The following is a 14,638-nucleotide window of genomic DNA, read 5'->3' as shown; positions in this document are numbered from 1 at the left end:
TCAACGATGTCGCGGGCTGTCTGGATGCACGCGGTGTTCCGGGCTTTTTCGCGAGCAAGCTCGCTCCTACAGTGGGGTATGGGGTGGGTTAGAAATGGGTGAAGGTCAGGCCCACTTTGTAGGTCGGGCCGTACTCTTCGTATTGGCCGTTGTAGCTGCGGTTGCCGGTGTAGACGAAGTACGACTCGTCGGTGAGGTTCTGGGCCTCGAAGCTGACTTGCAGGTTCTTGGTCAGCGAGTAACGCGCGCTGAAATCGACGAAGGTCTGCGCGTCGACGTGCCGGTCGTGGGCCTTGTCGTTGATCGACGCCAGTTCATACAGGTAGGCCGACTTGTAGTTGGCCGACAGGCGCAGGCTGAGCGTGTCGTCTTCCCAACCGAGCATCAGGTTGCCGACGGTGTCCGACTGGTTGGGCAGGCTGATAGTGCGCTTGCGGTTCGTGCCACTGGCGGCGTCGAAGCCTTCGATATCCGCGCTGGACCGGCTGAAGGTGCTGTTGGCGCCGATCAGCAAACCGTTCCACGGTGCGGGCAGCCAGTCGAACTTCTGTGAGTAGGCCAGTTCCAGGCCGTAGAGCTTGGCGCTGTCGCCGTTGGCGTAGGTATGGGCCTCGGCGAAGTTGGCCCAGGCGCCGGTGCCGGCGAGGTCGGTGTTGTAGACGAAATGCTTGATGTCCTTGTAGAACACGAACGCCGACACAGTTCCGGCGCGGCCCATGAAATGCTCGATGCCCAGGTCCAGGTTGCTCGACTCCAGCGGCTTGAGGTCCGGGTTGCCGAAGGTGGCTTCGTCATCGTCGATCACAAAGCCCGGTGCCAGCTGGCCAAAGGTCGGGCGCACCACCGATTTGGTCCAGGCCGCGCGCACCTGGGTGTTCTTGTCGATCTGGTAGCGCGCATGCAGGCCCGGCAGCCAGTGGTGATAACGGCGCTTGGTCTCGGTGGCGGTGAACTGGCCGTCGGTGGCGCCGGTCCCCTTGGCTTCGAACTCGGTGCCTTCGTAACGCAGGCCGGCGATAAAACGCCAGTCGTCGATGTCGATGGTGTTCATCAGGTAGCCGGCGTTGATGTCTTCGCGGAGGGTGAAGTCGTTGACCCGCGATTCGGTCTCGTCGTAGAAATCCGCCGGGTTGAGGCTGCCAATCAGTTGCTTGATGGCGCCGGGACTGATGCCTGGGCCGTAGTTGCCGAGGCGATAGTCGACGCTGCCCTTCTGGAACTGGGTGAGGTTGAGCTGGTCGGCGCTGTAGCCCAGGGTGTCGAAGTCTTTATAGACCCAGGCTTCAAGGTCGTTGTCCTTGTTCCGTCGACTGACCTTGCCGCCGAACTTGACCTGGGAGGCGTAACCGCTCAGGTCATAGTCGCGGGCCAGGTCCAGGCGCAGGTTTTTCTCGGTGTCGCGGGTGTTCTGCTTTTCCCAATCGACCTTGTCGAGGGTGAAGTTGCTGGCGTCGTAGAAGCCGCTGCCGATGATCGGGCGGGGCTTGTCCTTGTCGTAGAAACCGCTGTTGGCAAAGTCGCCGCCGTCGAAGGTGGCGCCTGCGATATGCGCCGGGCTGTCTTCGCTGGACTGGCTGTAACCGGCCTGGCCGCTCAAGGTCCAAAGGCCCAGCATGCGTTCGCCGCCGAACACGTAGGACTGGATTTCCTGGGTTTCTTCACGGTTCTTCAGCTTGCGCTTGCCCTCGGCATCGCCCAGTTCGCCAGCGGCCTGGGGGTCGGCAAATTCAATACTGGTGGAGTTGCGGGTTTCGCTGTCTTTGTAGCGGCTGTAGAGGGTGCGCAGGTAGTAGCTGCTGAGGTCGTCGGGCTTGTAGTCGAAGTTCAGGCCACCGCCGGCGCGTTCGCGGCTGATGTCGTAGTCGCGCTGTTCGAACTCGTTAAGCCGCGCGCCCCGGCTGAAGTCCCAGGCGCCGCCGGTTTCGACGTTGTCCGAGCCGAAGTCGCGCTTTTGCCAGCTCAGCGCCGCCGCCACGCCGAAGTTGTCGATGCCGTCGCCGAGGCTGAAACGGTTACTGGCGGCGCCGGAGAATTTCGGGCTGGTCTGCCCGGTATTCTTGTCGTAGCTGGCTTCGGTGCTGCCGGTGTAGAACAGGCCGTTGTGGTCGAAGGCCGAGAGACTCTTCACGTCGACGGTACCGCCCAGGGAGTTGGCGTCCATGTCTGGGGTCAGGGTCTTGATCACCGACAGCGACTGCACCAGTTCCGAGGGCAGCACATCAAGGGCCACGGCGCGCCGCTTGCTCTCGGGCGATGGCACCAGGGTACCGTTGATGGTCACGCTGTTAAGGTCCGGGCCCAGGCCGCGCACGCTGACAAAGCGCCCTTCGCCCTGGTCACGCTCGACGCTGATCCCCGGCAGGCGCTGCGCCGCTTCGGCAACGTTTTCGTCGGGCAACTGCGCCACACCGTCGGCATGCACCACGCTCTTGATGCTGTCGGAGGAACGCTGCTCCTTGAGGGCCTTGTCGATGGCCGCAGCCTGGCCGACCACTTCAACGTGTTCGGTGGTGGCCGCTTCCGCCGCGTTGAGCCGTTCACTGGCGATGGCCAGGGCCAAGGCAGTAAGCGTAAAGCTGACGAGCCCGGTGCGCTTGTACATGAAATCCTCCCCAAGAGTCCGTTGGCGCCAGGCAAGTGGCCCGGCAACTGGGAGGGCAAGCTAGGGGTGGGGGATGACGGTTCTGTGACAGGGATCGCCGCGAAGCCCCGTAAACCGTGGGTTTTACCCGATTCTGGATGTGGAATGAGCTGATATGACCTGTGAAGATCCCCTGTGGGAGGGGGCTTGCCCCCGATGGCGGCCTCTGGGCCGACTATTTTTTTGGTTTGGACCGGGTACATATCCGTTGCTGCGGTAACGGCCACTTAGGGTTCCGCCCTTACGGCGGCTCACTTTGGAAAAGCCCCAAAGTAAGCAAAGGGCTCTTGCCCCACCACTCGGCACCTCGCCCAGGCTCGGTGTGCCCGCAATCCGACAGTGATTTGGGGGGCCGCCGCCACGCGCCATCCATGGCGAGGGGCGGCTAAACCGGCATCCCTGCCGGTTTACCCCCCAAATCACTGTCGAATTGCGGCCAGCGTGGTTTAACGGGGCGCCTGAGATCAAGATCTAAAGCAAGATCAAGAGCGGCTCGCTTCGCATCGTGGTTAGCGTTGGCTAATACAACATTGTGTAGATACCCATGCCCCGATGGCGGTGGGTCAGCTGGTATATCTGTTGACTGATACACAGCCATCGGGGGCAAGCCCCCTCCCACATTTTTTGACCTTTGTTGTCTGTGAGATGAGCTGATTCGACCCTCCCCCACCGTCATCCAACGGTCACATGCATCTGCTGTGCTGGCCTCCTCGCTCACTTGTCCAAGGACCCGCGGCCATGTTTTCCGTGCTCAAGCCCCACCGCTGGAAACTCTCGTTGCTGCTGATCGCCGCCAACCTCGGGCTGATCCTGCACCTGGCCTGTGGCGAGTTGAAAAGCGTCAGTGAGTGGGTATGGCTGGATATCTTCGGCGAAGGCGGTTCCGCCCTGCTCGCCCTGGTGTGGCTGGGCCTGGTGCTGAAAAGCCGCCCCGCCGGCCGCGTCACCAACTACCTGGCGCTGGGCCTGTCGTGCATCTTTTTCTCCTGGTGGATCGACAGCCTCGACGAATTCATCCGCCTGCCCGACAGCATCACCTGGGACCACTGGCTGGAGTCCGGGCCGATGCCGGTGGGCATGATCCTGCTGACCATCGGCATCTACCATTGGCACCGCGAACAACTGGCGATCAGCGCGCAGATGGAGAAACGCGAACGGCTGTTTCGCGAACATCGCCTGTTCGACAAACTCACGCCGCTGGCCGGCGCCGATTACCTCAAGCGTCAGTTGGCCGACAGCCTGCAAGACAGCCGCGAGCAACAACAACCGCTGTCGTTGCTGGCCCTGGACCTGGACAATTTCGCCGCCATCAACCAGGCCTACGGCCACGCCGAGGGCGATGCGGTGTTGCAGGCGTTGAGCCATTTGCTCCTGCTCAACCTGCGCCGCCAGGACTTGCTGTGCCGCCTGGCCGGTGACCGCTTTGTCGTGCTGCTGCCCAATACCGGCGAACGCCAGGCCAAGGAGCTGGCGCTGGAGTTGCAGCAAGCGGTGCGCGGCCTGGCCCACAAGACCCGGCAACAGGGCGAACGCCTGCAACTGGCTGCGACCACCGCCGTGGTGATGGCGCTTGAAGAACCGCCCCAGGACTTGCTCAAGCGTCTGAACCTGGCGTTGGCCAGGGCCAAGCAACCGCTTGCGAAAAGTGCCTGAGATGGCCGTGAAAACCAGCTGGTATGAAGCCGACAGCCGCTTCATCCCCGGCCATTACCAACCCGCCACGCTGATCGACCTGGCGCTGTCCCGCGACATCGACAGCCACCGCCTGCTGCGCGGCACCGGGCTGTTTCATGAGGACATCCTGGCGGGTACCGCACGCCTGAGCCCACAGCAGTTTCTCGGCTTGATCGGCAACAGCCGCAAGCTGTTGGACGCCGACGACAGCAGCTTTTTGTTGGGGCAGCGGCTATTGCCCGGTTACTACGGCGCGGCCAGTCACGCTCTGGGCCATGCGCAACACCTGCACCAGGCGCTGGAGATCCTGATCCAGCAACAGGTGCTGCTCAGCCCATTGGCCACGCTGCAACTGGAGCTGGATGAACACCACGCCTACCTGTACTGGCGGGACAGTTGCGGCGCCGGCGAGCATTGGCGCTTCCTGCTGGAAGCGAGCATGACCTCGCTGGTTGCCATGAGCCAATGGCTCAGCGGCCAGCGCCTGCCGTGGGCGTGCAGTTTCAGCCACGGCGAGCCGCGCTATGTCGAACAGTACTGGGTCAACCTGGGCGAACACACGCGCTTCGAGCGCCCGCTGGACATGATGAGCATCCCGCGCGAATACCTCACCCGCGCCTGGCCGGGCGCCTCGGCCACCGCTGGCCAGGTCGCCCGCCAGCAAGCGCGCGAGCAGATCGAACAATTGGGTTTTGCCTGCAGCTTTCTCGACTGCCTGTACGACTACCTGCACGACCAGGTGCGCCAGCCGCCGAGCCTGGAACAGGCAGCCCAGGCCTTCGCCATGAGCCCGGCGACCCTCAAGCGCAAGCTGCACAAACACGACACCGGCTTCCAGGAGCAGGTGGATCGGGTGCGCAAGCAAGTCGCGTTGCACCTGTATCAGGTGAAGGGCTACAGCAACGATGAGGTGGCGGCGTACCTGAACTTCAACGACGCGGCGAACTTCCGGCGCTCATTCAAGCGCTGGACCGGCAGCACGCCGAGCCTGATCCGCCAGCTATTCAACAGCCACTAGCCAGGCGCTCGCGCAGGAACGCCACCAGCGCCTGCACCGGCCGTGAGCTTTGCCGATGCTGGGGATACACCGCCGACAAGGTCAGGTCTTCGGGGGCGAAGTCGTCCAGTACGCTCACCAGGCGCCCGTCCTTCAAGGCATCGCCGACGATAAAGGTCGGCAAGTAGGTCACACCCAGCCCTGCGATGGCGGTGTCGCGCAGCAGGTCGCCGTTATTCACACGTATGCGGCCACTGACCTGCAGTGCCTGCACCTTGCCTTTGAAGCGCCACTGCACCTGGCGGCCATGGCCATAGGGCAGGCAGTCGTGGTCGGCGAGGTCCTCGGGTTTTTGCGGGGTACCGCGCAGGGCCAGGTAGTCGGGACTGGCGCAATACACCCGCGGGATGCTGGCGATACGGCGGGCGATCAGGGTGGAGTCTTCCAGGGTGCCGATGCGCAAGACCAGGTCGTAGCCTTCGCCGATCAGGTCCACAGGGCGGTCGCTGAGGTCGACCTCCACCGACACCTGGGGGTGGCGCTGCAAGAACTGCGGCAGCAGGCAGCCCAGGTGCGCCATGGCAAACGACAGCGGCGCGCTCAGGCGCAGGGTGCCGCGCGGTTCGCTGTTCTGGCCGGCGATGCCCTGCTCCACTTGCTCGACATCGTTGAGCAGGCGCAAGGCGGATTCGTAGTAACTTTGCCCCAGGGGCGTGACATCCAGGCGGCGGGTGGAGCGGTTGAGCAGGCGCACGCCGAGGCGGTCTTCGAGCTGGATCAGGCGGCGGCTGACAAATTGCTTGGACAGGCCGAGTTGCTCGGCGGCGGCAGTAAAGCTGCCGGACTCCATGACCTGGCAGAACAGGCGCATGTCTTCGAAGGGGTTCATTGTCGCTTCTCGGTGGACATTTGGCTGTTTTATAACTGGATAGTCGCATCACCACAATTTAAATGTGGGAGGGGGCTTGCCCCCGATAGCGGTGCATCAGTCAACAATACTGAGACTGACACACCGCAATCGGGGGCAAGCCCCCTCCCACATTGATTACCTAAAGGCTTGAAAACCGCTTACTTGGCAGTGAACGCCGAGTAGCTGTTCATCAGGTTGCGGTAGTTCGGGATGCGCGGCGACAGCAGGTTGGCCAGGCCTTCCATGTCGTTACGCCAGTCCACTTGCAGCTCGCAGGCCACGGCGAACCAGTTCACCAGTTGCGCACCGGCGGCGGTCATACGCGCCCAGGCGGCTTGTTGCACGGTTTCGTTGAAGGTGCCGGAGGCGTCGGTGACCACGAATACCTCGAAGCCTTCTTCCAGGGCGCACAGGGTCGGGAACGCTACGCACACATCCGTTACCACCCCGGCAATGATGATCTGCTTGCGGCCGGTGGCCTTGACGGCCTTGACGAAATCTTCGTTGTCCCAGGCGTTGATCTGGCCAGGACGGGCGATATACGGCGCGTCCGGGAACAGTTCCTTCAGCTCGGGTACCAGTGGGCCGTTAGGACCGCCTTCAAAACTGGTGGTGAGGATGGTCGGCAGGTTGAAGAACTTCGCCACGTCGGCCAGGGCCAGTACGTTGTTCTTGAACTCATTGGGGGAGAAATCCTGCACCAGGGAGATCAGGCCGGTCTGGTGATCCACCAACAGCACCACGGCATCATCTTTATTCAGGCGTTTGTAAGTCATGGGAGTTGCTCCTGTTTGTCGAAAGAGGCGAGTTGATTAAAAGGCAAAGCAAGAACAGCCAAACGCCCCCCAGAAACCCTGGAAGTCGCTGACCGGCACGCTGGAAAGGCGCGCCTTTTCGTGGCTATGGGAATGCACGCCACAGGGGCCGCTGCACTGGTGGACCTGAGCTTGCAACGGCGAAGACGGACGCCAGTGCCCTGGCACCTTGACCACCGGCGACCAGTCCGGCAGCACCGGTACACGCGGTGGCGCGAAACCTTCGAAGTCGCCGGCGCCGTACACCACCTTGCCGCCGACCACGGTGAGCACCGATTCGATCCATTTGATGGCTTCTTCATCGACGCTGAAAAAATCCGCCGACAGCGCGGCGACGTCCGCCAACTGGCCGACCTTGATCTGGCCCTTCTTGCCCTGCTCCGACGAGAACCAGGCGCTGCCGTGGGTGAACAGCTCCAGCGCGGTCAGGCGTGGCAAGCCTTCGGCATGCAGCTCCAGGCCGCCGACGGTACGCCCGCTGACCATCCAGTACAGCGAGGTCCACGGGTTATAGCTCGACACCCGCGTGGCATCGGTGCCCGCGCCCACCGGCACGCCTTCGGCCAGCATGCGTTTGATCGGCGGCGTGGCTTCGGCGGCCTTGGCACCGTAGCGCTCGACAAAGTACTCACCCTGGAACGCCATGCGGTCCTGGATCGCAATACCGCCACCCAGGGCGCGTACGCGCTCGATGTTTTTCGGGGTGATGGTTTCGGCATGGTCGAAGAACCATGGCAGGCCATTGAACGGAATATCGCGGTTGACCTTCTCGAACACGTCCAGCATGCGCGAGATCGATTCGTCATAGGTGGCGTGCAGGCGGAACGGCCAGCGCTGCTCCACCAAGTGACGCACCACCGGTTCCAACTCCTGCTCCATGGTCAGCGGCAGGTCCGGGCGCGGTTCGAGGAAGTCTTCGAAATCCGCCGCGGAGAACACCAGCATCTCGCCAGCGCCGTTGTGGCGCAGGTAGTCGTCGCCCTGGTGCAGGGTGACGCTGCCGGTCCAGTTCTTGAAATCGCTGAGCTCTTCCTTGGGCTTCTGGGTGAACAGGTTGTAGGCGATGCGCACCGTCAGCTGTTCATCCTTGGCCAGTTGCTCGATCACCGCGTAGTCATCGGGGTAGTTCTGGAAACCGCCACCGGCGTCGATCGCACTGGTGAGGCCCAGGCGATTGAGTTCACGCATGAACTGGCGGGTCGAGTTGACCTGGTATTCCAGGGGCAGTTTCGGGCCCTTGGCCAGGGTCGAATACAGAATCATCGCGTTGGGCCGCGCCACCAGCATGCCGGTGGGGTTGCCTTGGCTGTCACGCACAATCTCGCCACCCGGCGGGTTCGGCGTGTCCTTGGTGTAGCCGGCCACGCGCAGGGCGGCGCGGTTGAGCAAGGCGCGGTCATACAGGTGCAGCACGAACACCGGGGTGTCCGGCGCGGCCTGGTTGAGTTCTTCCAGGGTCGGCATGCGCTTTTCGGCGAACTGGAATTCGTTCCAGCCACCGACCACCCGCACCCATTGTGGCGTGGGGGTGCGGTCGGCCTGCTCCTTGAGCATGCGCAGGGCATCGGCCAGGGATGGCACGCCTTCCCAACGCAGTTCGAGGTTATAGTTCAGCCCGCCCCGGATCAGGTGCAGGTGCGAGTCGTTAAGGCCGGGGATCACGGTACGCCCCTTGAGGTCGATGACCTGGGTACCGCTGCCGCGCAGGGCCATGGCCTCACCGTCAGTGCCGACGGCGACGAAGCGCCCCTCGCGAATGGCGACGGCGGTTGCGCGCGGGTTTTCACGGTCCACGGTGTGGAACTGGCCATTGAACAGAATCAGATCGGCGTTCATAGGGTTTCCTTTACAGAGGCTTCAAGCCAGGGAGCGAACAGGCGGGTAGCCGCCGGCATCAGCAGGTAGACCACCAGCAGGACGATGGTCAGGGTGACCAGGAAGGTGGAGACCACGTAGTTGGACAGGAACGGGTGCAGACGCAGGATCGGCCCCCAGATAAACGGCAACAACAAGGTCTGCGGCAAAATCACACACAGGCTGACCACCGCCTGCTTCCAGCGCGGCGGCTTGGCGGCGCTGTCGGCCAGGGGCGTGAACCAGAACTCGTTGGCCGCGCCGATTTCAGTCTGGTCGCCGTCGGCCAGCATCGGCGCAGCTTCAGCGATCAGCTGTTTGCGTTGGGGGGAGTCGAGCCACTGCTCCAGCGCAGCGGTGGTGCCATAGCGCAGTACGCAGGTGAACAGCGCCAGGCCGCCCTGCTTGCTGCGCACCACGTCTACACCGAGGTGGCCGGGGCGCTCGCCGGCGATGCGCACGATGCGCCGCAGCCAGGCTTCGTAGTCGGCTTCAAGGCCTGGCTTGATGCGGTGTTTGACGACCAGGGTGACGACTTCGTCAGGGCTGGTCTTAGGTGTCGGGTCCATGGTGTCTTCCCCCCTGGAACGTTGAGCGATGGGGGAAGTGTGGCGCTATCGGGCAGGGGAAAATTGCATGTACGTGCTGTCTATGCGGCGGCCCCGGGACCGCCCTCGTCACACCGACAGGTAGCGACTGATGGTCGCCTCGTCCACTCGATCACGGGTCTCTTCGATCACAAAGCGGCCCTTCTCGATCACCAGGAAACGGTCGGCGATCTCCAGGGTGAAGGACAGCACCTGCTCCGACACCACGATGGTCAGGTCGCGCAGGTTGCGGATTTCCTTCAGCGTGCGTGCAATGTCCTTGATGATCGACGGCTGGATGCCCTCGGTCGGTTCATCCAGCAGCAACACCTTGGGGTTGGTCGCCAAGGCCCGCGCGATCGCCAACTGCTGTTGCTGCCCGCCCGACAGGTTGCCGCCCTTGCGCGACTGCATGTCGTAGAGCACCGGGAACAGCGCATACAAGTCCTCCGGCACCTTGCCTCGGGCCGAGGCCGGCAGGCCGGTCTGGATGTTTTCCAGCACGCTCATGCTGGGGAAAATCATGCGGCCCTGGGGCACATAGGCAATGCCCCGCGCTACCCGCTCATGGGTTTCCAGCGCCGACACCTCATGGCCGTCCACACTGACCTGGCCTTGCCACTGCGGCAGGATGCCCATCAGGCTCTTGAACAGGGTGGTCTTGCCCATGCCGTTGCGGCCCATCACCGCGACGATCTCGCGCTTGGCCACGTGCAGGTCCAGGTCGTGGAGGATCTGGCTCTGCCCGTAGCCGCAGGACAACTGGTCGATCTTGAACATGCGCGGCTCCTCAGTGGCCCAGATACACTTCGATGACTTTCGGATTGCTTTGCACCGACTCCATGCTGCCCTCGGCCAGGACCTTGCCCTGGTGCAGCACCGTGACCTTGTGGGCAATGCTCTTGACGAATTCCATGTCGTGCTCGATCACCAGCACCGAACGGCCCTGGCTGATGCGGTTGAGCAGCTCGGCGGTCTGCGCGCGCTCGTTGACGCTCATGCCCGCCACCGGTTCATCGAGCATCAGCAGCTCGGGGTCCTGCATCAGCAGCATGCCGATCTCCAACCACTGCTTTTGCCCGTGGGACAGCAGGTCGGCCTGTTGTTGCAACAGGTCGCCGAGGAAGATCTCCCGCGCTACCTCTTGCACCCGTGCGATCACCTGGGCGTTGCGCTTGAAGAACAGCGCGCCCCACACCTTGCGCCCGGCCGGGTAGGACATCTCGAGGTTTTCGAAGACGGTGAGGTTTTCGTAGATCGACGGGTTCTGGAACTTGCGCCCCACGCCTGCGCGCACGATGTTGTACTCGCGCATCTTGGTCAGTTCCTGGCCATCGAACTGGATGCTGCCACTGGTGGCGCGGGTCTTGCCGCAGATCAGGTCCAGTACCGTGGTCTTGCCCGCGCCATTGGGGCCGATCACCACGCGCACTTCGTTGCGGTCGATATACAGGTTGAGGTTGTCGACCGCCTTGAAGCCGTCGAAGGACACCGTCAGGCCCTCGATGGCCAGCACCGGTTTGTTCATTTCAAAGCCAACGGCGGTCATGGTTGGGTCTCCAGGATCTTGCTTTCAGCCTTGGGTCTGGCCTTGGGGACCACGGCTTTCATCGGCGGTGGGCGGCGCAGCAGCTTGGCCAGCGCCTGGCGCCCGTGGCTGTCCCACAACCCGGCCAGGCCATTGGGGAAGTACATGACCACGGCGATAAACAACCCGCCCATCAGGTACAGCCACAACTCGGGGAAGGACTCGGAGAAATAGGTCTTGCCGTAGTTCACCAGCAGCGCGCCATACACCGCGCCGAGCAGCGACATGCGCCCGCCCACCGCCGCGAAGATCACCATCTCGATCGACGGCACGATGCCGACGAACGACGGCGACATAAAGCCTACCTGCAAGGCAAACATCGCCCCGCCGATGGCCGAGAACGCCGCCGCCACACAGAACACGAAAATCTTGAAGCTGGCCACGTCATACCCGGAGAAACGCACGCGCTCTTCCTTGTCGCGCATCGCCATCAACAGCCGGCCCAGCTTGGAGGCGAGGATAAAGCGGCCAATGAAGATGCAACCGAACAGCAAGCCGGCGTTGATGAAGTACAGCAGCATTTTTGCGCTGTCGGTGCGCAGGTCCCAGCCGAGCAGGGTCTTGAGGTCGGTGATGCCGTTGACGCCACCGGTCAGGCCTTGCTGGCCGACGATCAGCACCGTGAGGATCAGCGCAATCGCCTGGGTGACGATGGAAAAGTACACATCGCCCACGCGCCGCTTGAACAGCGCCATGCCGATGATAAAGGCCAGCAGCACCGGCACCGCGATCACCGCCACCAGGGTGAAACTGAAGCTGTGGAACGGCTGCCACAGCCAGGGCAATTCGGTGATCTGGTTCCAGTCCATAAAGTCCGGAATGCCGGGGGTGGATTGAATCTTGGTGCTCTCCGGGTCCGAGGCCTCCAGCTTGAGGAACATCGCCATGCAATAGCCGCCAACGCCAAAGAACACGCCCTGCCCCAGGCTGAGAATGCCGCCATAGCCCCAGCACAGCACCAGCCCCACCGCGACGAACGCGTAGGTCAGGTACTTGCCGACCATGTTCAGCCGGAATGCATCCAGGGTCAGGGGAAACACCACCAGGATCAACAGCGCCAACAGCACGATGCCGATCAGGTTTTGCTGGCCGCCCAGCAGCTTGTCTAAAGCCTTCATCTGCTCGCCTCTACTTGCGCACTTTGATGGAGAACAACCCTTGCGGGCGCAGCATCAGGATCAGAATCACCGACGACAAGGTCAGTACCTTGGCCATCGAGCCACTCAGGAAAAACTCCGACAGCGATTGGGTCTGGGCGATCACGAACGCCGAGGCAATCGTGCCGAACAGGCTTTGCGCGCCGCCGAACACCACCACCAGGAAGGTGTCGACGATGTACTGCGAGCCCGCCGTGGGGCCAGTGGAGCCGATGGTGGTGAACGCCGCACCGGCCACCCCGGCCACGCCACAGCCGAGGGCGAAAGTCATGCGGTCGACCTTGCGTGTGTTGATCCCCACCGCGCGGCTCATCAAGCGGTTCTGCACCGTGGCGCGCACCTGCAGGCCCCAGCGCGAGCGGTACAGCATCAGGAAGATCGCACCGGTCAGCAGCAGGGTCAGGCCCATCATGAACAGGCCATTGCGCGGGATCTCGATGGCGTCGGTGAAGTTCACCGAGCCCATCAACCAGGCCGGTGGCTCAGCGCTGACCTCACGGGCGCCGAACACCGAGCGGAAGGTTTGCTGCATCACCAGGGACAGGCCCCAGGTCGCCAGCAAGGTGTCCAGCGGGCGCTTGTACAAGCGGCTGATCATCGCCCATTCCACCAGCCAGCCAACGGCGCCGGCAACGAGGAACGACAGGGCGATGGCGAAGAAGAAGTAATAGGGCTGGAAACTCGGCGCAAAGTGCGCGGTGAGGCTGGAACATACGTAGGTGGTGTAGGCACCGATCGTCAGGAATTCACCATGGGCCATGTTGATCACGCCCATCTGCCCGAAAATGATCGCCAGCCCCAATGCCATCAACAGCAGCACGCAGAACACGGACAAGCCGTTGAACCCCTGCATCGCCGCGATGGCTCCAAATTCCGATAGCCATTCCATGATGATGGTCTCCTGAGAGCGGGAGGTGATAGTTGGAATGCGATGTGCTTTTGCTCTATGTGGGAGGGGGCTTGCCCCCGATAGCGGTGGTTCAGTTATAGAAATGTCGACTGACACTCCGCCATCGGGGGCAAGTCGAATCGTCGCACCGCCCCTCCCACATTTAGATCTCTTTATGCCTGAGGGTTATTGGTAACCCTTTGGAAACGGGTTCGGCTCGATCAGATCCGATTCGTAGATCACCTTGAACTGCCCGTTCGGCTGCACTTCACCGATGCGCGATTTGCTCCACAGGTGATGGTTTTCGTGGATCTTCACGTAGCCTTCCGGCGCGGTTTTCAGCTCGATGCCCGGGGAGGCGGCGACGACTTTGTCCACGTCGAAACTGCCGGCCTTCTCCACCGCCGCTTTCCACAGCCAAGGGCCGAGGTAGGCCGCCTGGGTCACGTCGCCGATCACCGCGTCCTTGCCGTACTTGGCCTTGAAAGCTTCGACGAAGGCTTTGTTGTTGGGGTTGTCCAGGCTCTGGAAGTACTTCATCGAGGCATAGAAGCCGGCCATGTTTTCGCCGCCGATGCCGAGCAGTTCGTCTTCGGTGACCGACAGGGTCAGCAGGGTTTGCTTGGACGCGTTCACACCCGCCGCGTTGAGCTGTTTGTAGAACGCCACGTTGGAACCGCCCACCACTGCGGCAAAGACCACATCCGGTTTTTTCAGCTTGACCTTGTTGATCAGCGAGCCGAACTGGGTGTTGCCCAGCGGGTAGTAGTCTTCGCCGACCACGGTACCGTGCAGCACATTTTCAATGTGCTTGCGCGCGATCTTCATCGACGTGCGCGGCCAGATGTAGTCGGAGCCGACCAGGTAGAACGTTTTGGCGCCCTTGGTCTTGGCGATCCAGTCGAGGCTGGCGAGGATTTGCTGGGTGGCTTCCTGCCCGGTGTAGATCACGTTTTTCGACTGTTCCAGGCCCTCGTAGAAGGTCGGGTAGTAGAGCAAGCCGTTTTCTTTCTCGAAGATCGGCAGCACCGCTTTACGCGAGGCCGAGGTCCAGCAGCCGAATACCGCAGCCACCTTGTCGTTGACCAGCAGTTTCTTGGCTTTTTCAGCGAAGGTCGGCCAGTCGGACGCGCCGTCTTCCTGGATCACTTTGATCTGCCGTCCCAGAATCCCGCCCGAGGCGTTGATCTGCTCGATGGCCAGGCGCTCGGCCTGGATCGAGCCAGTCTCGGAAATCGCCATGGTGCCGGTGGCCGAGTGCAACTGGCCGACAGTGACTTCGGTAGGCGTCACGGCCAAGCCTTCGTTATCGGCCAGCACGCCCTGGCTGAACAGCGCGGCCGCCAGCAATGACAGGGCCAACAGCGGTTTGGAGCGGATCAATCGTGGTTCCATGGGGCGACTCCTCTGCAATGAGGGCTCCAGCATGGCGGCAGCCGACCCACGCGGGTATACGCAGCCTGACGTAACGGGATACGTCATTTGACGTATGCCACTGCGCACCAATGCAGGGCAGGATCGCGTCC

12 protein-coding genes are annotated in these 14,638 nt (G+C 62.4%); 2 read left to right on the top strand and 10 right to left on the bottom strand.

Translation table 11 applies throughout. The annotated features are described in order from the left end of the window. Positions 1–88: 88 nt before the first annotated feature. Positions 89–2,602 (bottom strand): TonB-dependent receptor, encoded by a 2,514-nt coding sequence (locus QU606_RS16200; RefSeq protein ID WP_069076458.1) that lies wholly within the window; start codon positions 2,600–2,602, stop codon positions 89–91. Positions 2,603–3,379: 777 nt separating this feature from the next. On the opposite strand from QU606_RS16200, the gene QU606_RS16195 reads away from it, so the two are divergent. Both QU606_RS16195 and QU606_RS16190 read left to right on the top strand, forming a co-directional pair. Continuing rightward, the gene (locus QU606_RS16195; RefSeq protein ID WP_024074876.1) at positions 3,380–4,294 is read left to right on the top strand and encodes a GGDEF domain-containing protein; all 915 of its coding nucleotides are present in this window, start codon (positions 3,380–3,382) and stop codon (positions 4,292–4,294) included. A gap of 1 nt (position 4,295) precedes the next feature. Beyond that, positions 4,296–5,333 (top strand): AraC family transcriptional regulator, encoded by a 1,038-nt coding sequence (locus QU606_RS16190; protein WP_024074875.1) that lies wholly within the window; start codon positions 4,296–4,298, stop codon positions 5,331–5,333. Here the strand turns inward: QU606_RS16190 and QU606_RS16185 are convergent. The 9 genes from QU606_RS16185 to urtA all read right to left on the bottom strand — a co-directional run bounded on the left by QU606_RS16185 (position 5,320) and on the right by urtA (position 14,507). Continuing rightward, a complete protein-coding gene (locus tag QU606_RS16185) occupies positions 5,320–6,201 on the bottom strand; it encodes a LysR family transcriptional regulator (RefSeq protein ID WP_024074874.1) in 882 nt (293 codons plus the stop codon). The two genes, QU606_RS16190 and QU606_RS16185, sit on opposite strands and share 14 nt — an antisense overlap. A 179-nt stretch (positions 6,202–6,380) precedes the next feature. Beyond that, positions 6,381–6,998, bottom strand: a complete 618-nt coding sequence (gene ycaC, locus QU606_RS16180) for an isochorismate family cysteine hydrolase YcaC (protein WP_024074873.1) — start codon at positions 6,996–6,998, stop codon at positions 6,381–6,383. 36 nt (positions 6,999–7,034) lie between these two features. Then, on the bottom strand, positions 7,035–8,873 hold the full coding sequence (locus QU606_RS16175) for an amidohydrolase (protein WP_024074872.1): 1,839 nt from the start codon (positions 8,871–8,873) through the stop codon (positions 7,035–7,037). Beyond that, positions 8,870–9,460 carry an antibiotic biosynthesis monooxygenase gene (locus QU606_RS16170; protein ID WP_024074871.1) on the bottom strand — a complete coding sequence of 197 codons (591 nt, stop codon included), beginning with the start codon at positions 9,458–9,460 and terminating at the stop codon, positions 8,870–8,872. The genes QU606_RS16175 and QU606_RS16170 overlap by 4 nt, the downstream gene beginning before the upstream one ends. Positions 9,461–9,568: 108 nt before the next feature. Next, positions 9,569–10,258 carry an urea ABC transporter ATP-binding subunit UrtE gene (gene urtE, locus QU606_RS16165; RefSeq protein WP_024074870.1) on the bottom strand — a complete coding sequence of 230 codons (690 nt, stop codon included), beginning with the start codon at positions 10,256–10,258 and terminating at the stop codon, positions 9,569–9,571. Between the two features lie 10 nt (positions 10,259–10,268). Beyond that, entirely contained in the window at positions 10,269–11,027 is a 759-nt protein-coding gene (gene urtD, locus QU606_RS16160; protein WP_024074869.1) for an urea ABC transporter ATP-binding protein UrtD, read from the bottom strand. Beyond that, positions 11,024–12,184 (bottom strand): urea ABC transporter permease subunit UrtC, encoded by a 1,161-nt coding sequence (gene urtC, locus QU606_RS16155; RefSeq protein WP_102625386.1) that lies wholly within the window; start codon positions 12,182–12,184, stop codon positions 11,024–11,026. Before urtC ends, urtD begins: the two co-directional genes overlap by 4 nt. Positions 12,185–12,194: 10 nt before the next feature. Then, positions 12,195–13,112, bottom strand: a complete 918-nt coding sequence (gene urtB, locus QU606_RS16150; protein ID WP_024074867.1) for an urea ABC transporter permease subunit UrtB — start codon at positions 13,110–13,112, stop codon at positions 12,195–12,197. A 186-nt stretch (positions 13,113–13,298) separates the two neighbouring features. Further along, positions 13,299–14,507 (bottom strand): urea ABC transporter substrate-binding protein, encoded by a 1,209-nt coding sequence (gene urtA, locus QU606_RS16145; protein ID WP_024074866.1) that lies wholly within the window; start codon positions 14,505–14,507, stop codon positions 13,299–13,301. Positions 14,508–14,638 lie beyond the last annotated feature (131 nt).

The organism is Pseudomonas sp. OVF7 (assembly GCF_030644265.1).
GTDB classification, from domain to species: domain Bacteria; phylum Pseudomonadota; class Gammaproteobacteria; order Pseudomonadales; family Pseudomonadaceae; genus Aquipseudomonas; species Aquipseudomonas gorinensis.
This window is presented reverse-complemented; position numbering and strand designations above follow the sequence as displayed.